This is a genomic window from Morganella psychrotolerans (assembly GCF_001676155.1).
Lineage (GTDB): Bacteria > Pseudomonadota > Gammaproteobacteria > Enterobacterales > Enterobacteriaceae > Morganella > Morganella psychrotolerans.
Map to the genome: position 1 here is coordinate 538,105 of NZ_LZEW01000012.1, position 24,560 is coordinate 562,664.

A 24,560-nucleotide genomic window follows, 5' to 3' on the forward strand; every position below is an offset into this window, starting at 1 on the left:
TGTGTTAACAGGCTTTGCCGGTAACATCATTTTTTAATAGGTCTAATCTGCTATGACAAATACAACAGAACTTAATTCAATGACACCTCGTCACCGCTACTTTATATTTTTTTAATATTGGAATACAGATTGTATTCCCGTTATCTCTTTCATTTACCCCGTCAATACTCGCTCATGCAACAGAAAATAGAACAAAATTCCTGTTATTACCTGAAACTAAAGTTTATACGCTGGGGTTAGGCGATACACCTGCGGGTATTGCAAAACAGCAAGGTATAACACTTGAACAGTTAAAAAAACTGAATCAGTTCAGAACATTTTCAAAACCGTTTGAAGAGCTGAGCATCGGTGATGAGATTGATATTCCGGGCGGATCTGAACCGGTAAAAACAGTGGGTACAGAAATCACTGGCACAGAAACAGCCGGTAATTCGGCAGGTATTGCTCAGACGGCATTACAGGCAGGGCATTTTTTACAAAATAATCCCGGCAGAGATGCGGCAAAAGATTTGGCTCGCTCTGTGGCAGTGGGTGAAATTAATACACAAACTAATAATGAAGTTACTGAATGGTTGCAGGGTAAGGGAAAAGCCCGTGTTAAATTTGATGTGGATAATGATTTCACATTAAAAAATTCACAGCTGGATATTCTGGTTCCTTTGTGGGAATTACCGGAACACATGGTATTTTCACAGGCGTCACTGCATCGTACAGAAAGCCGAACCCAATCAAACTTAGGGCTGGGTTACCGTTTTTTTGCGTCTGAATATATGCTCGGGGTAAATACATTCTATGATCACGACTGGTCCCGGAGTCACTCCCGGGTCGGACTGGGTGCTGAGTATCAACGTGATTTTATGAAATTATCGGCTAACGGATATTTCAGAACGTCGGACTGGAAAGATTCCCGTGATGTGCAATTTTATGAAGAGCGCCCGGCCGATGGTTGGGATTTGCGTGCCGAAGGTTATCTGCCGGCATACCCTGAGATTGGGGGTAAATTAGTTTACGAAAAATATTACGGCGATAGCGTAGGCTTATTCGGTAAAGATAATCAGCAAAAAAATCCATATGCGGTGACGGTTGGCGCGAATTATTCGCCTTTCCCGTTACTGACATTTAATGCAGAACAACGTCAGGGTAAAAGTGGCGAAAATGATACACGGTTTGGTATAGATCTAAATTATACCTTTGGTGTACCTATGTTGCAGCAACTTGATTCTCATCAGCTGCTTGCCAGCCGCTTGTTACAGTCCAACCGTTACGATTTTGTGGATCGTAATAACCATATCATTCTGGAATACCGTAAAAAAGAAACGATTTCAGTCTCACTTCCTGCTCAGGTAAGCGGATATACCGGTGAAAAACGTACACTTAACCTGTCTGTTAACAGCCGTCACGGTGTCAGCCATGTGGAATGGAGTGCCCCGGAATTATTGGCACATGGCGGACAAATTACCCGCGAAGGAATGACACAGTACAGTGTTATTTTGCCTGATTATCAATACGGGAAAGGGGCTGTTAATCACTATACGGTTTCTGTCATTGCATATGATGAATCGGGTAATCCGTCACGACAAGCAAGTACGCAGGTATTAGTAACTTCAGCGGCAGTAAGCCCGGCCGGCAGTATATTATCACCTTCAGAAATCCTGCTGCCGAATGATGGCAAGTCGACTGAGCAGTTAATACTGAAATTGCAAAATACGGATAATCAGCCTGTAACCGGTGTTGCTGCAGATATTCTTATGTCAGTTAAATCACTATCCGGCTCACAGTCTGATGTTACGGTCAGCAAATTTACCGAAGCCACTGATAATCCCGGAACTTACTATGCCACAGTAACAGCGGGTATATCATCAGGGGAGTTTTTACTGACTCCGAAAATTCAGAATATCAGCATTGCATCAGCGAAAGCTATTATTGGCCGGGCACCAGCTGTCAGCGAATTGATGATAACCGGTAAGCTGGCGTTAGGAGAGACCTTAACCGGAACGTATAAATTTAATGCTAACGGAAGTAATAATGAGGACAGATCCCGCTATCAGTGGGGAAATGAGGGAAAAACCAGCAGCCTCAATCAGAGTGAAACGGTTATTACATCCGGCAGTATACCCGGGTATATCCTGGTCAAAGAGGATATCGGGAAGATAAAATCACTGAGTTTACAGGCAAGAAATGCTTTAAATACAGCCGGTAACACCGAAACCGTCACCACGGTGCCGGGCAGTACCGGTAACGGCACCGACGGCGGCAACAACGGCAGCATCACTGATGAAACGGGTGCTCCGGCAATCAGTCAGGTGGCGATCAGCGGCACCCTGTCAGTGGGGCAGACGCTGCGCGGCAGCTATACCTTTGATGCGCAGACCGGTAACCCGCAGGACAGCTCAGTGGCGGCCTGGGGTGAGCGCGGCAGCACCGAAGCCGCGGTGAGCGGTGGTCACGGCACGGCAACGGCGAACGGTACCCTGCCGGACTATGTGCTGAAAGCAGCGGATACCGGCAAGGTGATCGCGGTTTCGGTACAGGCGAAAAACGGCGCGGGCGTGACCGGTAACACGGAAACCGTCACCACAGCGCCGGGCAGCACCGGTAACGGCACGGACGGTGGTAATACGGATGGCAGCATTATTCAATACACGTTTACATTGACGCCTGAAAATCTGAGATTGGGGGAAACACTGCAATATCAGTATGTTTTAGAGGCGAAAGATATTACTGATGGTAAAAAAAACCATTATCCCGGCTAATAGCGCTACATGGTCTGCGAGTAATAACGGAATCGCGACTATTGCTGCTACGGGTATTCTCACAGCAAAAGCTGCAGGTAACACCGAGGTTATTGCAAAAGGGATATACCAGAATCAGCCTTTTGAAATTAAGGCAACGTTGAATGTGTCACCATTAATTCATTCAAAACTATTTGGGTATGCTGCTGGTAACTCAGCATCCGTTGTCGTAACCCCACCTGACTATACCATCGCTATGCGTTGTGCCGGGATAGTCGACAATATGGGTGGGATAGGTGGTAACGGAGGAGATCTTACTACAGTGAAGAATGTCTCTAATGTCTCTAAAATTGTGACAAATACAGGCAGATACGCAGGTCATAGAGTCCTTTCCTCAATTACATTCTATTATGCCGGGGGGACGTCAACAAAATGCGGCAGAGAAGATAAAGGAACTGTCATTGTTGACTCCAGTGAGGAGTATGATATTCCTGATAATTACCGTTTACAGGGTTACAAGGCTTTCGGTGACCAATATGTAAATGGCGTAGAATATATTATTGTTGAGAAGTAATTAGCGGTATTAAAAAGCCTCTGCTTGTTGAAAGCAGAGGCTTTTTGCTGTCAGCCTTAAACTTGGTCATCTGATTTTAAATAGTCCTGACTAGTGTTTTTTCCTGAATCAGTGCCCGGAAATACGGGAGAAATCCCACTCTTTCAGCGCCTGTATGGCATCTTTATCGCCGTATTTTGCCGCCAGTAACAGGTTATCCCGCGCTTTACGCAGGTCGTCATCACTGCCTGTTCCTGCCAGTTTATTGTAATAAATCAGGGCCAGTTTATATTTTGCCAGGCTATGGTGATCCCCTTGCTCTAATGATGTCATATCATAATATTGCGCGGCCCGGGCATAATCTTTTTTCAGTCCGGTCTGACCGAAATAGAGCATATCACCGGCAAGATGAGCGGTATTACTGTCTCCCAGTTTTGCGCCTGCATCAAAATAGGAAAGGGCTTTTTCACCATCAGTCACTATCCCGCGTTCATTTGGCTTGCGGTACAAATTACCTAATGTATTATAGGCGCGTGCATAACCATTTTTACCCGCGATTTCATAGTAATACAGCATTTTTGTCGTATCTTCCGGTACGGTTTCCCCCCGCGCATAACTTACTGCCAGGGAGAACGCAGCACCTGCATTCCCGTTTTCAGCCTTTTGACGGCGCACCTCTGTTTCTTTTTCAAATTGACCGTATTTTTCATATTCCTGTGTTTTACGGACACGCGCTTCAATCGCTTTACGATCCTGCTCTGAAAGCCCGGCAACCAGATCTGACTCATTCAGGGAAGAAACCTCCGCTAATAATCCGTAGTAATAGGCTTCTGCGGCATTCTGATTTTTGACCTGTGCGTCATACATGGCAGACAACGCATGGGTGGAATGGTACTCCAGTGATGTTTTATACCAGGCAATGGCGTTATCAGGATTTGAATCAATATTACAGTACCCCTCCAGCCAGGCATCTCCCAGTTGTTTAGTGTCAGTTTCCGGCTGTTGCGTGTAGCGATCCCGGCGATTTTTTTTCGTGCGGGGTTCGTTTAAGCCATTCAGTCAGGTACAGAGCGGCTTTATCGGCATCTCTATAGTCTTCGCAATACTTGGATGGCATATAGAATGTATACAGCAATTCTGTTGCGGAAATATCCCCGCCGTCATGTGCTTTTTTCAGATAAATTATGGCGTTATCAATATCATTGTTATTGCGGTAATAGAAGAACAGAGCTATCTGTGCATCTGCCCGTTGATCGGCAACGGATTGCAGGAAAGCGAGATATTTTTCATTATCCGGCTTCCTGAATGTATTTCCGCTGTCATTACGTGTATTACCACTGTAGAGACCTGCCAGCGCCGTAAATGCTGCCGCCGACACTGCCGGGTCCTCATTTTTTATACCTTTTTCCAGCCATGAAACAGCATCAGTCCACTCAGCAGAATCCGGTGTAAAGTTGGGGTCGCTTAAAGAAAGTGCCGCAAGTTGTACTTCAGAACAGATATCCCCTTTCTCCGCGCCCCGGTGCAGTATTTCCTGTTTTTTTATCCGGTTATCAGTCATCGCCGCTTGTAAACAAAATGCAGGGACATAGCCGGTTTCAGCGCTTTTCCCGAACCAGAGTTGTGCCGCCGGGTTATTTCCCTGCTGCTGATACTTCTGCCCGAGCGCCAGGATGGCGTTATTATCTCCGCTGAGAGCCGGTTTAAGAGTAGTTTCATAGAATGTGATATTTTCTGACACATCACGCGGTCCCCGGTACTGGCGCAGCCAGATAACAGCTTCACTCAGATCCGGCTCTACAATCCACTGCTGCGCAGTTTTGTCATATTTACCGTCTGTTAGTATATCTGAAAGCAGAATAGCCGCCCGGTCATGACCGGCTTGTGCCGCCTGCCGGAGGTAAATGACGGATTTTTTCTGATCTTTTTGTGTACCATTTCCTGTCAGAAGTGCATAACCTAACTGGTAAGCGGCATCCGGACTTTCACCGGCGAGTTGCAGGTTACGATCAAACTTATCCATCTCCCCGAGTTCATACTTTCCCTCTCTGCCGGCTTTGGCAAAGTAATGGCGGGCTTTCTGACGATCGGTGCTGACCAGATTGCTGCCGCTGAGATACTGGGCAGCCAGTTTGCGTGTGTAATTTTGCTCACCGGCATCGGCAAGTTGTTCATACAGGTGCAGGAGATTGGTTTTATCGGTGGCACTGATAGTATCGGTTTCACTGTAATTGTCGATGAGTGAGATCATGGCATCGTTATAGCCACCATCAGCACTTATTTTCAGATATTTCAGCCACATGTCGTGATCGCTTTTCAGCCCGTAGTTACCGTTTCTCCAGGCGTAGGCTAATGAATAGGCAGCTTCTGCATTGCCTTTTTGTACCAGTGCGTTCAGCTCAGCAAGCTTGGCTTTGCCCTCTTTCAGGTCTCTCAGACGTGAGATGGTAAACCGGTAATCTTTGTCCGGAACTTTTTCATACCAGGCGATAGCGATATCCGGATCCGTTTTTTCACCGTAATTACCATTGACATAAATCTCCCCTAATTCATACATGCAGCGGATGCTTCCGGCATCGGCACACTTTTTATACCGGAGAACAATATCCCGTTCAGAAAGTCCTGTTATTCGTAAAAAGGCCTGCAGATGAACCGGTTTATTTCCTGTGTTCTCAATTTGTTTTAACTGAGAAATAATATATTCGTCCGCATCTGAACTACCGAGTCCGGATGCAGTCAGCATCAGCTCAACAGACGGACGCAATGCCTCGTCTGTCATATCCGGTTGATTTTCTGCCTGTGTTAATTTTAATAACGCATAGTAATAACTGACAGCAGGATCATGACCGATTAGTGGTTCGATCAGTTTTATGGCATCCGGATTATTCTCTGTCAGCGCAAAATATACCCAGAAATTTTTTGCAACAGCATTGTCCTTTCCCTCGCTGAACAGGATTTGTGCCGCATCATTCCATTCTTTTGGTGACAGAATATAACGGGCGCGTTCATTATCAAGTACATCCAGAACCAGTTTCAGTGCCTGGTTGTTTTCTCCGGTATTCAGCGCGATAAGTGCTTTTGCCTGGTGAATATCTGCGCGTGATGTGTATTCCCGTGCTTTTCCGTATAACTCCATGGCCCGTTCCCGGTTTTTAACCGGATCGTCGCGGAGCAGAATGTCGGCATAGAAATAAGCTTGCCGATAGTTTTTATTGTCATCGACATCTTCTTTCAGGAAAGCAATAATCTCTTTTTCATCAATATATTTCCCGCCATCGTAAGTAAAATAAATATCTGTTAAGTGGTGATAGCTATCACTTATATCATGATTATTTTTGTTACGGATAAGTGATTTATATATCTCAATTGATTTTTTCAGATCTTGTTTAATACCAATGCCATGCCCGTATTTATAAGCAAGACCATCCTGATATTCCGGGTCTGGTGATAGTTCCGCTGCTTTTTTATTAAACTCAAATGCACGGACGGGATCGTAAATATGACCATTGTCATCACCATAACGCTCAGATGCCAGCATAAGCACAGCGGGGTCTTGCGGATATTTTTCCAGCAATTTGGCTAAATAGGATGAAACAAGCTTATTGGTTTCCTTATCCGGATAGCCATAACTGCGCGCTGTGGTGTCGATGATTCTCATCATTGCATCGCGGTGCCCGGTATCCGCTGCACGTTTCAGATATTCTTTCGCCAGCTCAGTGTCATATTCTATGTCGTAGTCTATGCGGATATTGGCATAAACCTGATACAGCATAAAAAGTGCATCGGGATAACCGGCATCAGCCGCTTTTTTCAGATAATCAGGATGTGAGCGGGTGGCAACATACCAGACATACATCGCTTTCGGATCGTTGGCATCGATCAGTGGTTGCAGATAAGTGAGGGCTTTTTCTTTATCGGGGATAACACCGTCACCATCAGCATAAATATAAAAAAGGGTATAACGGGCATGCGTATTTCCATTTTTTGCCAGTGTTTCAAGTTTATCCCGGCGGGCTGTTACTTCTTTCTGTGTCAGTGAGCCGTAAAGCGACAGTGGTTGTGGTTCCAGATCTTCACTGGACACAGAGCTTATCTGTGAAAGCGCCATATATTTATATTTTTCTGCCTGGTTCAGATCCTGTGCGATGCCATTACCGCCTTCTTCATAAATACCTGCAAGTAACATTGCCGGGAACGTAAAATGCTCACTGAGTAATGGGGTAAGAATTTCAACTGCTTTTTTATAATCTTTATCATTCTGGTAAGCGATATATCCCAGTCCTAACTTTGCAATAAATGACCCTTGTTCTTTGGCATCAGTCATATATTTGCGGGACAGTTCTATATCTGACGGAATATGTCTGTATTTATCGTGGAGGTAAATGCTGCCCAGTAATTCCTGTGCCTCCCGTACACCCGCCTGTGCTGATTTTTTCAGGGAATCAATACCATAGAGGTCGTCCGGTGACTCTTTTATTAAACCACGGTAGCGGTAAAAACCAAGATTATAGAGCGCACTTTTATTTCCGGCCTGTGCCGATGCCAGCAGCCATTGCTGCCCCAGTTCACTATTTCCCGGTATATCAGTACCACCGAGATACATCATTGCCAGTGCGTAAGCGGCCTGCGGGTCTTTTTCTGCATTTTCGGAGAAATAACGGAATGCACCTTCGGTATCGCCGGTCAGATAAAGTTCATAGCCTTTATCTGACGGCGCTGTACCTGACTGTGACAGCCAGGCTCCTCCGGACAGTACAATAATAATAAACAGAATAAGCCCGTATTTACGTTGCTTTGTCATATCAATCCCTTTAATAGCCGGTTCTCCCGGAAAACGTCGTTAATTAAGGTAAAGTACGTAAAGAAATAATCAGATTTTAGCGTCAGCTTAGCGTAATGAAATTGTATTTCAACTAATTCAACTTTGATGACAATTGCATAATAAATCCCGGGTTAAAACATCTGTTATTGGTTTTATTTGTATCATTTTATGAGTAAAAATAGTGATAACACAGAGGTTAGTGTGACAAAGGTGTGATTGTAAATAATTCGTATTAAAACAGTTCGTTCCTGTTGGTTGGCGCAGTATCAAAGAAATTTGTTGATCCCGTCTGATAAAGTGAAATAACAGGCTTTACATAAATGTGTAATATTTAAATACTGTAACAAAATAAAAGGGCTGTCAGGGATAATGGAATGTTACATGAATAAATATAAAATGTTTACCCGTGAAGAGCAGAACGAAATCAAAAATAAATTTTATTTTGTTGATAAGGATATATCAGGCAATCACAGGCTGTATTTTAATAATTCCGGTGGTTCTTTCCGGTTAAAACGTGCAGAAGAAAAATTTCATGAAGTGGATGCTATTCCTGACTGCGCGGGGCAGCCATATTCTGTATCGCAATATCTCCTGGAGACAGAACAAAAAGGAAAAGAGGACGTCAGGATTATTTTTAATGCACAGGGTGGGGCTGTCTATCCGGGCTATACCGCTTCACAGGTTATGTTTGATCTTGTCCGGGTAATAAGTGAACACGCGACAGGCTCAAATATGGTGACATCCATGTTAGAGCATCCGTCAGCATTTGATGCGGTCAGCCATTACGCGGAAAAGACACAGTGTGAGTTGCGTGTGGCGGATGCGGACCCGTTAACCGGCGGTGTTAATGCTGATGCTATTTTATCCCTGATTGATGAAAATACCGCTCTCCTGTGTGTGATGGCGGCTTCAAATATCTCAGGATATATTTACGATATTGAAAAAATTGTCACTCAGGCAAAAGCTATCAATCCGGATATTTATATTATTGTTGATGCCGTACAACATGCGCCTCATGGCGTACTCGATATTTCCGGTCTGAATATAGATGCCATAAATTTTGCGCCTTATAAATTTTTCGGCGTCAAAGGCGTTGGCTTTGCTTTTATTTCTGACAGAGCGGCGGGTCTGGTACACCATAAATTAAAGGGTAAGGCGGACGCTGACTGGGAATTAGGCACACCGGCGCCTGCACACTATGCCGCATTATCTGAAGTGGTTGATTATATCTGCCGGCTCGGACAAAAAGAGTCTGATATTGAAGATATCAGCAGCAGAGAAAACCGCAGGGCATTATTTGCAGCCGGAATGAACCGTATTGCAGAGCATGAACGGGGTTTATTGAATCTGTTATTAAATGGCACAGAAAAAGTACAGGGATTGCGGGCGATGCAGGGCGTGACTGTCTGCGTGGATAACGGAGATTTAAGCCGCCGCAACCTTATTACCGGGATTGTATTTGATGATTTAAATTGCACCGATGCTGTCCGTGAATTTGCAAAGCGACATGTCATTGTCCATGAACGCGCAGTATCCAGCCTGTATTCACAGCGGATACTGACCTCTTACGGACTGAACAGCCTGATAAGAATATCGCCTTTGCACTGTCATTCTTCTGAGGATATAACAGCATTTTTGCAGATAACCCGGGACATTATTGCAGAGAGCCGGACGTAATCGGTGGGTGACAGCCGGATAATAAAGGCTCCCGGTTTAATTTTCCGATTCACCGGAGCCCCCGTTGCCGGCTTTTTATAGTCTGTTTTGTCAGTAAATCTGTGAATTATCCTCTGAATTACACCTGCATTGTGTAATCGGGAACTGGGAAAAAACAGTGTATTTTCTTATCCGGAAATATTTTTCTTTTATAAACAATATTCTGCAAACACTATCCTGCAAGCAATATTCCCTGACCAACATTTCACTGATGAATTCATTAATATTTTGAAATTTAAAACTCTCTCCTGAAATTAACACTTTAGCTTTTCTACATATTTATACGTAAATCCGTATTGTATAAAAATAATACAAATCATCTTAATCTATTGATATCTATTGGTTAATAATAGCCATGTCTATTTAACTCATCTCTGGTGTAATTGTGTTTTTTTTTCTGTTTTATCTATCTACATCAAAAAAATAGTAAAGATATATTGATTAGTTTTTCAATGTTTAATATAAGTAAATATATGTATTTAAGCCAAATCTTAGCGGTTAATGGTTTACTTAGATCATTTGCGTGAGATTAAAACTTGTAATTCCAGGTAAGAATAAGGATTTATGCTATGTCGGACAGCTTTCAGAATGAAGTACCCAAAGCCCGTATTAATATAAAACTCGATTTACACACCGGAGGTGCTCAGAAAAAAAGTCGAACTCCCTCTTAAATTGCTTGCAGTTGGTGATTACAGTAACGGGCAGGATTCCCGCCCGCTGTCTGAGCGCGAAAAAGTCAATGTGAATAAAAATAACTTCAATAGTGTCCTCGCTGAATTTAATCCCACCGTTAATCTGACTGTCAAAAATACCCTCACGCCTGAGGGCGCAGAAGAAAATATTTCTATTTCATTCAAGGATATGAAGGATTTTGAACCGGAACAGGTCGCCCGTCAGATCCCTCAGTTACGGGCAATGCTGGCGATGCGCAATCTCCTGCGTGATTTGAAATCAAACCTGCTTGATAACGTCACTTTCCGTCGCGAACTGGAAAACATTCTGAAGGACCCGGCGCTCAGTAATGAATTGCGCAATGAGCTTTCTGAATTGGCACCGAAAAAAGACTAATTGGATTAAATACTTACAGGATGATGATGCTGATGTCTGTCAATAATGAAAAATTACAAAACGCAGGTGAAACCACTGTATTGGATGCCCCCGTCGGTCAGGGCGTTTATGCCTCGTTATTTGAAAAAATAAATCTGAAACCCGTTTCTGAAATTAGTGACATTAATGCCTTTCAGGATAATGCGGCACTGGCTGATGCGACGGCTGATGAGCGTGTCACAGTGGCTGTCCGGGTTTTTCTTGACCGCCTGAAATCCGCAGGTGAGAAAGTCGAGCGCCTGGATCGTAATCTGCTTGATCATCATATTGCACAGCTGGATTCGCAAATCAGCCGGCAATTGGATGAAGTGATGCACAACAGTGAATTCCAGACGGTGGAATCAGCCTGGCGTGGTCTTAAATTCCTGATTGACCGTACCGATTTCAGACAAAATGTGAAAATTGAATTACTGGATATTGCCAAGAATGATTTACGTCAGGACTTTGAAGACAGTCCGGAAGTGATTCAGAGCGGGCTGTATCACCATACGTATATTGAAGAGTATGACACGCCGGGCGGAGAGCCGATTGCGGCGATTATCTCAAACTATGAGTTTGACCGCAGCCCGCAGGATATTGCATTACTGCGCCATATTTCAAAAGTGTCCGCATCGGCTCACATGCCGTTTATCGGATCGGCGGGACCCAAATTCTTTGGTAAAGAAACCATGGAAGAAGTCGCGGCAATTAAAGATATCGGTAACTACTTTGATCGCGCGGAATACATTAAATGGAAATCTTTCCGTGATTCCGATGATGCCCGTTATATCGGACTGACGATGCCGCGTGTATTAGGCCGCCTGCCGTATGGTCCGGATACTGTTCCGGTGCGCAGCTTTAACTATGTGGAAGAAGTTAAAGGCCCGGATCATGATAAATACCTGTGGACCAATGCGACGTTCTCATTTGCGGCGAACATGGTGAAAAGCTTTATCAATAATGGCTGGTGTGTACAAATCCGCGGACCTCAGGCAGGTGGTGCGGTGAAAGATCTGCCAATCCATTTGTATGATCTGGGCACCGGCAGTCAGGTGAAAATTCCGTCTGAAGTGATGATTCCGGAAACCCGTGAGTTTGAATTTGCCAACCTGGGGTTCATTCCGCTGTCATATTACAAAAACCGTGATTACTCCTGCTTCTTCTCTGCTAACTCAGCACAGAAACCGGCGCTGTATGAGACTGCCGCTGCAACAGCCAACAGCCGTATTAATGCGCGTCTGCCGTATATCTTCCTGTTGTCCCGGATTGCCCATTACCTGAAACTTATTCAGCGCGAAAATATCGGTACGACAAAAGATCGCCGTCTGCTTGAGCTGGAACTGAACAACTGGGTGCGCGGACTGGTCACTGAAATGACCGATCCGGGTGATGATTTACAGGCTTCTCACCCACTGCGTGATGCCAAAGTGGTTGTGGAAGATATTGAGGATAACCCGGGCTTCTTCCGTGTCCGGTTATATGCCGTACCACACTTCCAGGTCGAAGGGATGGATGTGGATCTCTCTCTGGTTTCGCAGATGCCTAAAGCAAAAGCATAAGGGCGGGCAGGGATGAAAATTTATCGTCCGCTGTGGACTGACGGGGCCTTTCTGGCCCCCCAGCAATTTCAGCAGCAGGCCCGCTGGGACAGCCATGTGGCGGGTGTTGTTGCCGGAATGTCGGTTGCGTCTCCCTGGGGGGTGGTTTGTGCTGAATTTGATGAAAGCGCACTGACCATTTCCCGTCTGAGTGCGCAGAAACTGGTAGTCCGGTTTTCGGATGGCACACTGATTGATACCTCTCTGGCAGATAATCTGCCTCCGGTTGCCTCTCTGGCGCGGTACTCAGAACAGCAGACTCTGGATATTGTTCTCGCGCTGCCGCTGTTACAGGCGAATGGCGGGAATCTGGTGCCGGAAGGGCAGTCAGAACGTCCGCGCCGTTTTATGCAGGAGTGGGTAAAAGTTCAGGATCTGGCGGGTGATGAGCAAACCGATATCGCGGTACTGCGTCATTCGCTTTCACTGCGCAGTGCTCATGAAGAAAACAGCGCTTACATCACCTGCCCCGTCGCCCGGCTGATACGCAACGGGCAGGGGACATGGTCGTTTGACAGGCAATTTATTCCGCCTCTGCTCAGTTGTACGGCAAGTACAGAACTGACCACCATGCTGTCTGAATTTATGCACCGGTTGGTCGCCAAGCGTCGGCGGCTGATGGCTATGCGCAGGGAAAGCAATGAACGGATGGCTGACTTTGCCGTTGCCGATGTCTCGCTTTTCTGGCTTCTGAATGCGCTGAACAGTGCGGAACCGGTGCTGACAGAGCTGCTCTCTTCCTTACAGCGCCATCCTGAATTGCTTTACCGGGAACTGGTGCGTCTGGCCGGCAGCCTGCTGACTTTCTCTCTGGAGCATCAGACTGATGATATTCCGCTCTATCAGCACAGTGAACCTGAACAGGTTTTCCCACCGTTGTTTACGTTACTGAATCATCTACTGGAAGCCAGCCTGCCATCCCGCATGATAACGATTGACCTGAAGAAAGACGGACCATTCTGGAAAGGTGAACTGCATGACAGTCGTCTGCGGGAAGAGGCCGATTTTTACCTCTCTGTACGCTCTGCATTACCGGCTCATCTGCTTATCACGCAGTTCCCGCTGCTGTGTAAAGCCGGCAGCGCGGAAGATGTGGCAAATGTCGTCAATGTGGCACTGAACGGTGTGCCGCTGAAAGCATTGACCCATGTTCCCGCGGCTATTCCGCTGCGCCTTGAGAATCAGTACTTTGCCCTCGATCTGAGTAATACAGCCGGTCAGGCGATGCTGTCATCCGGACACTGTTCATTTTATGTTCCGGGAACGCTTGGTGAAATCCATCTCGAATTATTTGCGGTACTTCGATCATGATGAATGCAACGAACGCCAACTCAGCAATGACCATCGATGCCATTTTTTCTGATACCTGGCTGATGGTGTGTCAGTTACGCCATGGCAGCCCTGTATCAGACGGGGCGGGGTTGTACCGTCATGTCTGTGACATGGTGGACCAGACCCGTGAGCGCCTGACGGAGAAAGGTTATCCGGAAAAATCGGTCGAAAATATGCTTTACGCGCAGTGTGCGCTGATTGATGAAAGTGTCATGAATCGCCCTGCCCATGATGATGGCTACGACCAGTGGATACTCTCTCCCTTACAGGCGCGCTATTTCAATACACTGGAAGCCGGTGACAAATTATGGGATCGCGTGCGTGAGCTGCTCAGCGAAACCGCGCCGGACCCGGATGTTCTTATCTGTTTCCACCGTGTTCTGACCCTGGGATTTGCGGGGAAATATCATCACACCACATCACCTCAGCGGGAACAGATTATTCAGCAACTGACTGCCCGTGTTCCGGCGTATGCGCTGTCATCATCGCTGCCGCTGGTTGTCCGTCCGGCATTACGTTTCAGCCGCCGCAAGTTGTATTGGGCGGGATGGGTGGGCGGGATACTGTTACTCGCTGCATTGTGGTGGGGATTCTCTGCCTCACTCGAACAGTTGCTTTCGCAATTAATCACGCAGGGACAGTGATGTATAACCGGATAAAACAAAGCCTGACATTGCTGACAGGCAGCCTCCTGCTATGGCTGTTTTGGGGGTTCTGGTCACCCGGCCGCGATGTGGCACTGTTTCTGAGCGCGTTTGTCATCATTATTGCGGCGGTACTGATTTACCGCCAACAGAAACAGGTGCGCAAAGAAAGACTGATCCGGGCGGACAGCCTGCCTGCGGATGATTACCACGGTGCTGTGGTGCTGGTCTGTGGTCAGTCAGCCGCCCTGTTTGCTGCCGGGGAAAACCGGCGGGAAACGACGAAAGCCCGCTATATCGCCGTACCGGAGCCCGCCGGGCTCAGCCGTATTATCCGGGAATTTCGTGAACAGTCACCCGCACAGCTCAATCGCTTATCTCTTTTATATGTTGTTGTCCCTGAACAAATAAATCAGGAAGAAGAACTGGAGCAGATGATTATCAGCTGGCGGCGGGCTGTCGGCGAAGCCCGGCGTCAGGCCGGAAAAGCGGTGCCGTTCTGGATTTCTGTGTATCTCACACCCCTGTACACCACAGATGTCTCTGCCGCAGATGAAGAACCCTGGTTTACCCCGGCAGAGCGGGCTGGTGAGTTTCATGTGCAACAGGCGGGTTCTCCGGCATGTTCACTGCCGGAATGGCTGGCACATCAGCCGGTTACCGATGAGCAGCGTTTTGCAACAGCTCTCTGGTTTGATCATTATCTGGCATGGTTAAGCCTGGTTTTTGTTCCCCGCCTGACGGTAAAACAAACCGGAGCCGCGCCGTTGTATCCGGCCGGATGGGCGCTGCGTTTTGCGCCGGTTGCTGCTCTCAATAATAACGTCTGGTCTCAGTTTATTGCACATAGTACGCGACTGCCGCTGCCGGTTCAGACTGTCACGCCACAACCCCTTCCGCTGCCTGACCATCTGCTCAGCCGGTTACGTTATGACGTCAGTCTTGTGCGCACAGAAGCCGTATTGGGCGTGACCGGGATTATCTGTGGATTATTTCTGGCGGGCGCACTGACGGGAAGCTACTTTCATAATCAGCAGCTTATCTATCACATCAGTGATGATCTGCGCCAGTTTGAACAACTTCCCGGTGAGCCGGCTGAACCTAAAATGGTGGCATGGAAGCAACTGCAAACAGATGCCGCCCTGCTTGCTGCCTGGCAACGGGAAGGGATCCCGTCCTCTTATTCACTGGGGCTCTATCAGGGAACCCGCATCCTGCCTTATCTGTATACCGCACTCAGCCGCTGGGCTCCGCCGCCGCCGCCGGCACCTGTCATTGTGCAGGAGGCGCCTGAAATGGTTTCTCTCGACAGTCTGGCGCTATTTGACACCGGAAAATTCACCCTGAAACCTGGAGCCACCAAAGTTCTCGTTGATGCTCTTATCAATATCCGTGCAAAACCGGGCTGGCTCATCGTGGTATCCGGCTATACGGATATCACCGGACATGCGGATTTAAATCAGAAACTCTCACTCAAACGCGCGGAATCTGTCCGCGACTGGATGATCGAAACCAGTGATATCGATCCCGGCTGTTTTGCTGTTCAGGGCTACGGACACAATCACCCTGTCGCGGATAACAACACGGCTGAAGGCCGTGCAAAAAACCGGCGCGTAGAAATTCGTCTGATGCCGCAGGCTGATGCCTGTCGTGCCTCAGATACTGAAAACGTATCACCGGCGGATGGTGATACACATTCCCCAAAAAAGGAGAAGTAACTATGGCAATCCCAGTCTACCTCTGGCTGAAAGATGACGGCGGCGCGGAAATCAAAGGTTCCGTTAATGTTCAGGATCGCGAAGGCAGTATCGAAGTGGTTGCTCAGGATCACAGCCTTTATATCCCGACAGATAACAACACCGGGAAACTGACCGGCACCCGCATCCATACTCCGTTTGTCTTTGTAAAAGAAATTGATGCGTCAAGCCCGTATCTCTACAAAGCGGTTACCACCGGACAGACGTTGAAATCAGCAGAATTCAAATGGTATCGCATTGATGATGCAGGCCAGGAAGTGGAGTACTTCAATACCAAACTGGAAAACGTAAAAGTAGTGAAAGTTGCACCAAAAATGCATGACGTAAAAGATCCGTCCAAAGAGAAACATAACCACCTGGAAGAGATCGAACTGCGCTACGAAAAAATTACCTGGACTTACAAAGACGGCAACATCATTCATTCAGATTCATGGAATGAACGCGCGACTGCCTGACATTAATAACAGGCGGGAAACCGCCTGTTTTCTTTTCAGCCTTACTCATCACACCAACCCCGCTCATTAACTCAGTTGCCTTATGGGCCCCGGCTTACGGTCAGGGGCGGTAGCATATCTGAAAACCGGATATTATCCCCGAATCCAGGAAAGAGAACATGGAAAATCAATCTGTTATGTTGTTACGCCGTTTAAACCCTTATTGCGCGTCTGCGCTGGAAGCAGCGGCTTCACTGTGTCAGACCCGGGCACATGCAGAGGTAACCATTGAGCACTGGCTGCTGAAAATTCTCGAACTCGGAGAGGGCGATATCACGGTGCTGGCCAGACGTTATGAATGGGATCTTGAATCTCTCTGGCAAAGTCTGCTGAACACGATTGATGCCCTGCCGCGCACCGTCCGCACCCGTCCGCAGTTATCTGAATCCCTGATTACATTGATAAAAAATGCCTGGATGGTCGCATCTCTGGATGAAGACACAGAGCAAATCCGCAGTGTACATCTTCTGTCTGCCATGATCCGCCATCCGATGCTGGTGCCTGATGATAACCTCTGGCCATTAATGACATTGAGTGAAACCCAGCTTCAGCGCCTGCGCCCGCTGCTGGATGCGCAGTCGGATGAACGCCCTGAAATTCAGCAGGCTGAATCGCATAATGCCGTTCCCTCATTAACACAGGCGGCAACAATTCCCGGCGCAGAGGGACAGAAAAGCACCCCACAGGCGGTGATAGGTAACACGCTGAGTGATGCATTACAGGCGGTACTGAATAAATTTACCATCGATATCACAGAAAAAGCCCGCCAGGGCGACATTGACCCGGTATTCGGGCGCGATGATGAAATCCGTCAGATGGTGGATATTCTCTCCCGCCGCCGGAAAAACAACCCGATCCTCGTCGGGGAACCCGGTGTCGGAAAAACGGCGCTGGTGGAAGGACTGGCATTACGCATTGCCGAAGGCAATGTCCCGGTCGCGATGCAAACCACATCTCTGCGGACGCTGGACTTAGGATTATTACAGGCCGGTGCGGGTGTGAAAGGGGAATTTGAACAGCGCCTGAAAAACGTGATTGATGCCGTTCAGCAATCGCCGTCACCGGTTCTGCTGTTTATTGATGAAGCCCATACTATTATTGGTGCCGGTAACCAGGCCGGTGGCGCAGATGCCGCGAACTTACTGAAACCGGCACTGGCGCGTGGTGAATTGCGCACAATCGCCGCAACCACCTGGTCTGAATACAAACAATACTTTGAGCGGGATGCTGCACTGGAGCGCCGCTTCCAGGTTGTTAAAGTCGACGAACCTGATGATGAGAAAGCCTGCCTGATGCTGCGCGGACTGAAATCCCGCTATGCAAAATACCACGGCGTCCATATTACGGATGATGCAGTAAAAGCCGCCGTCACCTTATCCCGCCGTTACCTGACCGGGCGGCAACTGCCGGACAAAGCTGTCGATCTGCTGGACACCGCCGGTGCACGTGTCCGTATGAGCCTGGATACACTGCCGGAAGCCCTGACCCGGCTGAAAGCACAACGTAATTCCCTGGTGCTGGAGCAGGAAGCCATCTTCGATGATATCGCGATCGGCAATATCACAAATGCAGAAAAACTAACCGGGCTTGCCGCTCAGGATGCACAGCTTGCCGGTGAATTTGCCGCGCTGGAACAACGTTTTGAGCAGGAAAAAACCATTATTACCGCACTGATGGCCGCCAGAGCCGAACCGGATAACACCGGGCTGATTCAGTCATTACAAAATGAACTGACCGTATTGCAGAACGGCGAACCATTACTGAACCCGGATGTGGAAACCCGCACAGTTGCAACGGTGATTGCAGACTGGACCGGCGTGCCGCTCTCCGGCTTATTAAAAGATGAACAAACCGGATTGCTGGAGCTGGAAGATTCGCTGGAAAAACGGGTTGTCGGGCAAAAAGGCGCACTGCTGGCGCTGGGGCAGCGTTTACGGGCTGCCGGCACCGGGCTTGCCTCTGAAAACGGTCCGCAGGGTGTTTTCCTGCTGGTGGGACCCAGCGGGATCGGCAAAACTGAAACCGCACTGGCACTGGCCGATGTCCTGTTCGGTGGTGAAAAATCACTGATAACCATTAATATGTCGGAATACCAGGAAGCCCATACCGTCAGTCAGCTTAAAGGCTCACCTCCGGGATATGTGGGATACGGTCAGGGTGGTGTGCTGACTGAAGCCGTCCGAAAACGTCCGTACAGCGTGGTTCTTCTGGATGAAGTGGAGAAAGCGCACCGGGATGTTCTCAATCTTTTTTATCAGGTATTCGATCGCGGATTTATGCGTGACGGGGAAGGGCGTGAAATCGATTTCCGCAATACCGTGATTATGATGACCGCTAACTTGGGCAGTGATTATCTGATGCAATATCTGGATGAAAACCCGCAGGCAACAGACTCGGATCTGCACGAAACACTGCGCCCTATCCTCCGTGACCATTTTCAGCCCGCACTCCTCGCGCGTTTCCAGACCATTATTTACCGCCCGCTGGATGCAGAAGCACTGCGCACCATCACTGAAATGAAACTGCGCAGCGTGATGAAACGCCTTTACACCCACTACCGCCTGACCGGCATTGTGGAAGACGCGCTGTACGACACCCTGGTCAGCGCCTGTCTGCTGCCGGACTCCGGCGCCCGTAATATTGACAGCCTGCTTAATCAGCAGATCCTGCCGGTACTCAGCCAGCAATTACTGCTGCGTCAGGCGAATCACCGGCAGGAGCCGTATGTGATCCTCGGCTATAACGACGAAGAGGGAATTACGCTGAGTTTTACGGATAGTTATCCGGATAGTTATCCGGTAACAGAAGAGGCATAGTACCGGAAGGTATAGCGCCGGGAAACTCTCGTTTGGGAATAACCTGCTTACCGCCTGCCAGTATCTCAAATGACGTTGGGTATATAACTATCAGACAAGGATTCGCCGTATGTCACGAATAATCAACAGATTAAAGCGCTATTCCCGGCGGCAGCGGGTTATTGGTGTGGTGATTATCGGGATGCTGTCCGGCGGGGCCTGGCTGCTGCATACCCCGGAGCCGGTCTTTCTGGCGGGAAATTTATCCGGGTATAACCATATGAAAGGAACCGCGGTGAACTGGTTTGAGGTCAACGGTAACCGGGGACGGGGAGCCGGTGGTACCTGCTGCATTATGGTGTCGGAAAAATGGCAGCCGGGCATGGAAGTGCTGGTGGAGTGGGAAGTGGATCCGGACAGAAGACCTAAAAATATGCCGAGTGTTACAGACCCTGCATTCGAAGAGTTTATGGAAAAACATAAAGCCAATTACAAACGCTATAAAAAAATCGTTCCAATCCCGGAATATGATGATCCCTGCAGTGTCAAAGTTCATTTTTTACCCTGTCAGGAAGTAAAAATCACATTGTCATGCCGGGCGCCATGGCATCCGGAGTATCCGGTAAAAGAACCATTACAGATGGAGGAGCCTGCGGTATGTCCAAAATAATTAAGTGGTTTCAGCAGACCACCCGGCGGCAGCGGGTTATTGGTGTGGTGATTATCGGGATGCTGTCCGGCGGAGCCTGGTTGCTGCATACTCCGGATCCGGTCTTTCTGGCGGGGAATTTATCCGGGTATAACCATATGAAAGGAACCGCGGTGAACTGGTTTGAGGTCAACGGTAACCGGGGACAGGGAGCCGGTGGCACCTGCTGTATTATGGTGCCGGAAAAATGGCAGCCGGGCATGGAAGTGCTGGTGGAATGGGAAGTAGATCCAGATGGATATCCGATTGATGTACCGGAATTTAATGACCCGAATTATAAAGAATACATGCGCCAGCATAAAGCCAATTACAAACGCTATAAAAAAATAGTTCCAATCCCGGAATATGATGACCCCTGTGATGTCCAGGTTCACTTTTTGCCTTGTCAGGAGGTGAAAATATCATTGTCATGCTGGTCCCCATGGGATCCTAATTATCCGGTAAAAGAACCATTACAGATGGAGGAGCCTGCGGTATGTCCAAAATAATTCAGTGGCTTCAGCAGACCACCCGGCGACAGCGGGTAATTGGTGTGGTGATTATCGGGATGCTGTCCGGCGGAGCCTGGCTGCTGCATACCCCGGAGCCGGTCTTTCTGGCGGGAAATTTATCCGGGTATAACCATATGAAAGGAACCGCGGTGAACTGGTTTGAGGTTAACGGTAACCGGGGACGGGGAGCCGGTGGTACCTGCTGCATTATGGTGCCGGAAAAATGGCAACCGGGAATGGAAGTGCTGGTGGAATGGGAAGTGGATCCGGACAGGAGACCTAAAAATATGCCGAGTGTTACAGACCCTGCATTCGACGAGTTTATGAAAAAACATAAAGCCAATTACAAACGCCATAAGAAAATCGTTCCAATCCCGGAATATGATGATCCCTGTAGTGTGGATGTCCATTTTTTACCCTGTCAGGAAGTCAAAATCACCCTGTCATGCCGGTCAGCCAGTCATCCGGATTATCCAATCAAAGAACCTTATAAAATGGAGGAGCCTGCGGTATGTCCGAAATAATTAAGTGGCTTCAGCAGACCACCCGGCGGCAGCGGGTTATTGGTGTGGTGATTATCGGGATGCTGTCCGGCGGGGCCTGGCTGCTGCATACCCCGGAGCCGGTTTTTCTGGCGGGAAATTTATCCGGGTATAACCATATGAAAGGAACCGCGGTGAACTGGTTTGAGGTCAACGGTAACCGGGGTCGGGGAGCCGGTGGCACCTGCTGCATTATGGTGCCGGAAAAATGGCAGCCGGACATGGAAGTGCTGGTGGAGTGGGAAGTGGATCCTGAACGATCGCCTCCGAATATGCCTAAACTTGGTACAGCCGAATTTAAGGTATTTATGGAAAAACATAAAGCCAATTACAAACGCTATAAAAAAAATCGTTCCAATCCCGGAATATGATGATCCCTGTGATGTCCAGGTTCACTTTTTGCCTTGTCAGGAGGTGAAAATATCGTTGTCATGCTGGTCCCCATGGGATCCTAATTATCCGGTAAAAGAACCATTACAGATGAAGGAGCCTGCGGTATGTCCGAATTAGAAATCAGCAAAGCATCATTATTGTCCGGAAATCAACTTAAATTATCAGTAATGGCAGGTAAAGCCTACAGGTTAACCAAGAAGGTAACGCAGGGTGACCCCTGCTGGTTACCGCCGGTATTTCCGGCACAAGGTCGTTTATACCTGACCAGGCAGCAACTGGACAATAATATTCAGAAAATTATATCTGCTGAAAAGATATTTCAGGGTTCAGCCGGCAGCAAAAATACCTTTTCATGTTGTAAAAGCCTGCATGTCAGCCTGTTTTTTGACGGGACAAATAATAATGAAAAAAATGATACTGGCAAAGACCACCCGACAAATATTGCAAAGCTCTATCATGCCTGCTCTCCTGATGACTATGTGGCAATGAGTAAAGGATTTTATGCCTATTATATGCCCGGAGTAGGAACGCCCTTTCCTGAAATAGAAACGTATGATTATTATACGGATGGACTGAAATATGCCACAGGCGGAGACTGGCGTATTTTTTGGGGATTAATACAAGTCTACAGTAGTATATATCATGCTATAACAAAACGAAGATTAGGATTATCTGAGTTACGTGCAGCATATAAAATGGTAAGTGAATCTCGGGATTATGGCGTTAACAGAGATAACAATCTTGAAAGCTATAATAAGTCATATGGTTTAACTGAGTTATTTTTACCGCTGAGAAAGCGCCTTGTTGAAATAACACCCAAATTAGTGGCTTTAAAATTATATGTTTATGGTTTTTCCCGTGGTGCCGCAGAAGCAAGGGCATTTGTTCATTGCATAAACCATTTCCTTAACTATTTTTCTGACTATAACGGCGGTTTCCCTGCGGGGACACTGTGTGGTATTCCGGTCAGCGTCGAGTTTTTAGGTATTTTTGATACGGTACCTGCGGTTGGTCTTGCGAATGTTTTTCCCGGCGCAACCGGTCACGGCAGTTGGGCGGATGGCACCCAGCAATTACCGGCGTCTGATTTAGTCAAAAACTGCTGCCACCTGGTGGCGGCACATGAACAGCGGCAATCTTTTGCGCTGGACTCTGTCCGTACCTCGGGAGGAACCTACCCGGCAAATACCGTGGAAGTTCTTTACCCGGGCATGCACTCTGATGTGGGGGGCGGATACCCTAAAGGGGACCAGGGAAAAGCCCGTGGCGGAACGGATGAATTACCGTCTCAGATTACGCTGCATGATATGTATGCCGCGGCGATTGATGCAGGTGCACCTCTTGCAATTCACCCCGAAGTATTAAAGCTTAGTGTTGAGATACAAAAACATTATGGTTTTCGTGAAATGTCTCCTGATTCTGTCGAAGAATTCGATGCTTCATCAGGTATATCTGACAAATTCAACGCTTGGCGAACCTCCACATTTCCGGAGGATCCGGTAAAGAGCAGAGATCCGCAGTCATGGTGTTACCGGCCTGAGCGTTTTAAAACACTGTTTCTTGAACAGGCTGTTGAATATCAGCTTATTTTGATAACAGCATGGCGTATTGCCCGGTATGCTTCAGATCAAGGTGATGATATTAATCTGACAGAACAGGCATTTTTTGAAAAAGCGCCACAACATTCAGATATTCACGCCCAACCGTATGAAGCGGATTTCAGCCGGCAGGCAACGGGTGTCTTAGCTGGTGAATGGAAAGAGAACCAGAGAGCTGCCGGAGTGATAACAACACGGCGCAACCGGGAAATAAAGGCACATGCCGGGGATAATGAGTGGCTGCCGTCCAATTCGGATAAAGATAACCCGCTTATCGGCGGGCCACTGTATGATGCCTCTAATAGCCGTGGTCAGCTGTGGGAAGCCTCTCTGGAATTTAAGTCGGATTATAAATTATCAGTTGATAAATCAGCGGTCAGACCTGATTCATTAATCAATTTTTCATCTCAAAGAACAAAGCAGGGTTGCTATGAAAATAAAAAATCCGAAAATAAAGAATCCGAAAATTTTCGGAAAAAGATGGGAATGACACCAACAACAATATATGGAAAACCACCTGCTTTGGATGATTGCTCTCAGCTTCCGGATGATGGTTTTCCTTTTCTTGATGTAAGAGTTACGGCGGTTTTATTACAAGTTACAGATAACTACCTTAAAGATATAGCTTATGCTATTACAACACAAAATGAAGATATGGAGTTATCAGCACTGGCAAGAAATGCAAAAAAAATTATTCGATGATGTTATTCTTCAATGCATCATAACAAAAGGAAATAACTCGGAGCTGGATAATATAATCTCTCTTTTTGATGATCATATTCATGACTCAAGGGCTTGGTTTATGCATTCGGAAACAGGAAGCCGGGAAACGTTTAGTGGTTATTTTCTGTCGCGTATGATTTATTTTGGTGATAAATGGAATAAATCGATGCAGCTTATTGTTAATAAGGGGCATATCTATGGTGTGGATAAGAAAAATCCTGATTACAAATTTGTATATAAACCGGGTGTCGGACTCAAATTATTTGATGTGAAAACAGGAGAGGAAGTTCCTCTGGATGAAAGCAAGCGTCCACCGGCAACAAACGAAATCATGAAAGTAATCAGAAAAATAAATCAGCAACAGAGAGATGATTCTGTAAAAGCAATTTATGATGCACTGAATAAAACGGCGGGCAGTGTGGCCGATACAATAAAGAGTATATAAGTCAGTCATCAATAAAATACGCCTGATAATACATATTCCAATATCCCCGTATAAAACTCATCTATATAATTAATAGATGAATACATTAATACATACGACTGTACGGAATTATCTGTCATTAAATCCGGAA

General features: G+C 47.3%; 18 protein-coding genes and 1 pseudogene. 17 read left to right on the forward strand and 2 right to left on the reverse strand.

Annotated features, from left to right (window positions below; translation table 11 throughout):
- Window positions 1-392 precede the first annotated feature (392 nt).
- Together AYY16_RS12900 and AYY16_RS12905 are read left to right on the forward strand one after the other, a co-directional pair.
- On the forward strand, window positions 393-2,753 hold the full coding sequence (locus AYY16_RS12900) for an inverse autotransporter beta domain-containing protein (protein WP_067367156.1): 2,361 nt from the start codon (window positions 393-395) through the stop codon (window positions 2,751-2,753).
- Window positions 2,725-3,306, forward strand: a complete 582-nt coding sequence (locus tag AYY16_RS12905; protein ID WP_067367159.1) for a beta-prism lectin domain-containing protein — start codon at window positions 2,725-2,727, stop codon at window positions 3,304-3,306. The genes AYY16_RS12900 and AYY16_RS12905 overlap by 29 nt, the downstream gene beginning before the upstream one ends.
- Window positions 3,307-3,414: 108 nt before the next feature.
- On the opposite strand, the gene AYY16_RS21150 is transcribed toward AYY16_RS12905, so the two are convergent.
- On the reverse strand, window positions 3,415-4,152 hold the full coding sequence (locus tag AYY16_RS21150) for a tetratricopeptide repeat protein (RefSeq protein WP_067367161.1): 738 nt from the start codon (window positions 4,150-4,152) through the stop codon (window positions 3,415-3,417).
- 121 nt (window positions 4,153-4,273) lie between these two features.
- Entirely contained in the window at window positions 4,274-8,086 is a 3,813-nt protein-coding gene (locus AYY16_RS12915; RefSeq protein ID WP_067367163.1) for a tetratricopeptide repeat protein, read from the reverse strand.
- A 402-nt stretch (window positions 8,087-8,488) separates the two neighbouring features.
- Between AYY16_RS12915 and AYY16_RS12920 the strand changes: the two genes are divergently transcribed.
- The 15 genes and pseudogenes from AYY16_RS12920 (at window position 8,489) to AYY16_RS12985 (ending at window position 24,430) form a co-directional block, all read left to right on the forward strand.
- Window positions 8,489-9,784 carry an aminotransferase class V-fold PLP-dependent enzyme gene (locus AYY16_RS12920; RefSeq protein WP_067367166.1) on the forward strand — a complete coding sequence of 432 codons (1,296 nt, stop codon included), beginning with the start codon at window positions 8,489-8,491 and terminating at the stop codon, window positions 9,782-9,784.
- 608 nt (window positions 9,785-10,392) lie between these two features.
- A pseudogene (tssB, locus tag AYY16_RS12925) lies at window positions 10,393-10,891 on the forward strand (type VI secretion system contractile sheath small subunit).
- 26 nt (window positions 10,892-10,917) lie between these two features.
- Entirely contained in the window at window positions 10,918-12,468 is a 1,551-nt protein-coding gene (gene tssC / locus AYY16_RS12930; RefSeq protein ID WP_067367169.1) for a type VI secretion system contractile sheath large subunit, read from the forward strand.
- A 12-nt stretch (window positions 12,469-12,480) separates the two neighbouring features.
- Entirely contained in the window at window positions 12,481-13,818 is a 1,338-nt protein-coding gene (gene tssK, locus AYY16_RS12935; protein WP_067367172.1) for a type VI secretion system baseplate subunit TssK, read from the forward strand.
- Complete coding sequence (tssL, locus tag AYY16_RS12940; RefSeq protein WP_223861252.1) at window positions 13,815-14,483, forward strand: type VI secretion system protein TssL, short form; 669 nt, start codon at window positions 13,815-13,817, stop codon at window positions 14,481-14,483. Before tssK ends, tssL begins: the two co-directional genes overlap by 4 nt.
- Window positions 14,483-16,201: an OmpA family protein gene (locus AYY16_RS12945; RefSeq protein WP_067367175.1), complete on the forward strand. Its 1,719-nt coding sequence runs from the start codon at window positions 14,483-14,485 to the stop codon at window positions 16,199-16,201. Before tssL ends, AYY16_RS12945 begins: the two co-directional genes overlap by 1 nt.
- Before the next feature lie 2 nt (window positions 16,202-16,203).
- Window positions 16,204-16,695 (forward strand): Hcp family type VI secretion system effector, encoded by a 492-nt coding sequence (locus tag AYY16_RS12950; RefSeq protein WP_067367178.1) that lies wholly within the window; start codon window positions 16,204-16,206, stop codon window positions 16,693-16,695.
- Between the two features lie 158 nt (window positions 16,696-16,853).
- On the forward strand, window positions 16,854-19,550 hold the full coding sequence (tssH, locus tag AYY16_RS12955; protein ID WP_067367181.1) for a type VI secretion system ATPase TssH: 2,697 nt from the start codon (window positions 16,854-16,856) through the stop codon (window positions 19,548-19,550).
- 109 nt (window positions 19,551-19,659) lie between these two features.
- A complete protein-coding gene (locus AYY16_RS12960) occupies window positions 19,660-20,199 on the forward strand; it encodes a DUF3304 domain-containing protein (protein WP_067367184.1) in 540 nt (179 codons plus the stop codon).
- Window positions 20,187-20,726 (forward strand): DUF3304 domain-containing protein, encoded by a 540-nt coding sequence (locus AYY16_RS12965; protein WP_067367187.1) that lies wholly within the window; start codon window positions 20,187-20,189, stop codon window positions 20,724-20,726. Before AYY16_RS12960 ends, AYY16_RS12965 begins: the two co-directional genes overlap by 13 nt.
- Window positions 20,714-21,253: a DUF3304 domain-containing protein gene (locus tag AYY16_RS12970; RefSeq protein ID WP_067367190.1), complete on the forward strand. Its 540-nt coding sequence runs from the start codon at window positions 20,714-20,716 to the stop codon at window positions 21,251-21,253. The genes AYY16_RS12965 and AYY16_RS12970 overlap by 13 nt, the downstream gene beginning before the upstream one ends.
- The gene (locus tag AYY16_RS21445; RefSeq protein ID WP_067367193.1) at window positions 21,241-21,642 is read left to right on the forward strand and encodes a DUF3304 domain-containing protein; all 402 of its coding nucleotides are present in this window, start codon (window positions 21,241-21,243) and stop codon (window positions 21,640-21,642) included. Before AYY16_RS12970 ends, AYY16_RS21445 begins: the two co-directional genes overlap by 13 nt.
- Window positions 21,554-21,781 (forward strand): DUF3304 domain-containing protein, encoded by a 228-nt coding sequence (locus tag AYY16_RS21450; protein ID WP_162271057.1) that lies wholly within the window; start codon window positions 21,554-21,556, stop codon window positions 21,779-21,781. The genes AYY16_RS21445 and AYY16_RS21450 overlap by 89 nt, the downstream gene beginning before the upstream one ends.
- Window positions 21,769-23,964: a T6SS phospholipase effector Tle1-like catalytic domain-containing protein gene (locus AYY16_RS12980; protein WP_067367196.1), complete on the forward strand. Its 2,196-nt coding sequence runs from the start codon at window positions 21,769-21,771 to the stop codon at window positions 23,962-23,964. Before AYY16_RS21450 ends, AYY16_RS12980 begins: the two co-directional genes overlap by 13 nt.
- Entirely contained in the window at window positions 23,942-24,430 is a 489-nt protein-coding gene (locus tag AYY16_RS12985; protein WP_067367199.1) for a T6SS phospholipase effector Tle1-like catalytic domain-containing protein, read from the forward strand. The genes AYY16_RS12980 and AYY16_RS12985 overlap by 23 nt, the downstream gene beginning before the upstream one ends.
- The last annotated feature ends 130 nt before the right edge of the window (window positions 24,431-24,560 follow it).

Excerpts from the sequence above, each read along its gene's own strand:
- AYY16_RS12905 (WP_067367159.1), top strand. The coding sequence starts at position 2,725 with ATGGTAAAAAAAACCATTATCCCGGCTAATAGCGCTACATGGTCTGCG.
- AYY16_RS21150 (WP_067367161.1), bottom strand. The coding sequence starts at position 4,152 with ATGTATGACGCACAGGTCAAAAATCAGAATGCCGCAGAAGCCTATTAC.
- AYY16_RS12915 (WP_067367163.1), bottom strand. The coding sequence starts at position 8,086 with ATGACAAAGCAACGTAAATACGGGCTTATTCTGTTTATTATTATTGTA.
- AYY16_RS12920 (WP_067367166.1), top strand. The coding sequence starts at position 8,489 with ATGAATAAATATAAAATGTTTACCCGTGAAGAGCAGAACGAAATCAAA.
- tssC (WP_067367169.1), top strand. The coding sequence starts at position 10,918 with ATGCTGATGTCTGTCAATAATGAAAAATTACAAAACGCAGGTGAAACC.
- tssK (WP_067367172.1), top strand. The coding sequence starts at position 12,481 with ATGAAAATTTATCGTCCGCTGTGGACTGACGGGGCCTTTCTGGCCCCC.
- tssL (WP_223861252.1), top strand. The coding sequence starts at position 13,815 with ATGATGAATGCAACGAACGCCAACTCAGCAATGACCATCGATGCCATT.
- AYY16_RS12945 (WP_067367175.1), top strand. The coding sequence starts at position 14,483 with ATGTATAACCGGATAAAACAAAGCCTGACATTGCTGACAGGCAGCCTC.
- AYY16_RS12950 (WP_067367178.1), top strand. The coding sequence starts at position 16,204 with ATGGCAATCCCAGTCTACCTCTGGCTGAAAGATGACGGCGGCGCGGAA.
- tssH (WP_067367181.1), top strand. The coding sequence starts at position 16,854 with ATGGAAAATCAATCTGTTATGTTGTTACGCCGTTTAAACCCTTATTGC.
- AYY16_RS12960 (WP_067367184.1), top strand. The coding sequence starts at position 19,660 with ATGTCACGAATAATCAACAGATTAAAGCGCTATTCCCGGCGGCAGCGG.
- AYY16_RS12965 (WP_067367187.1), top strand. The coding sequence starts at position 20,187 with ATGTCCAAAATAATTAAGTGGTTTCAGCAGACCACCCGGCGGCAGCGG.
- AYY16_RS12970 (WP_067367190.1), top strand. The coding sequence starts at position 20,714 with ATGTCCAAAATAATTCAGTGGCTTCAGCAGACCACCCGGCGACAGCGG.
- AYY16_RS21445 (WP_067367193.1), top strand. The coding sequence starts at position 21,241 with ATGTCCGAAATAATTAAGTGGCTTCAGCAGACCACCCGGCGGCAGCGG.
- AYY16_RS12980 (WP_067367196.1), top strand. The coding sequence starts at position 21,769 with ATGTCCGAATTAGAAATCAGCAAAGCATCATTATTGTCCGGAAATCAA.
- AYY16_RS12985 (WP_067367199.1), top strand. The coding sequence starts at position 23,942 with ATGCAAAAAAAATTATTCGATGATGTTATTCTTCAATGCATCATAACA.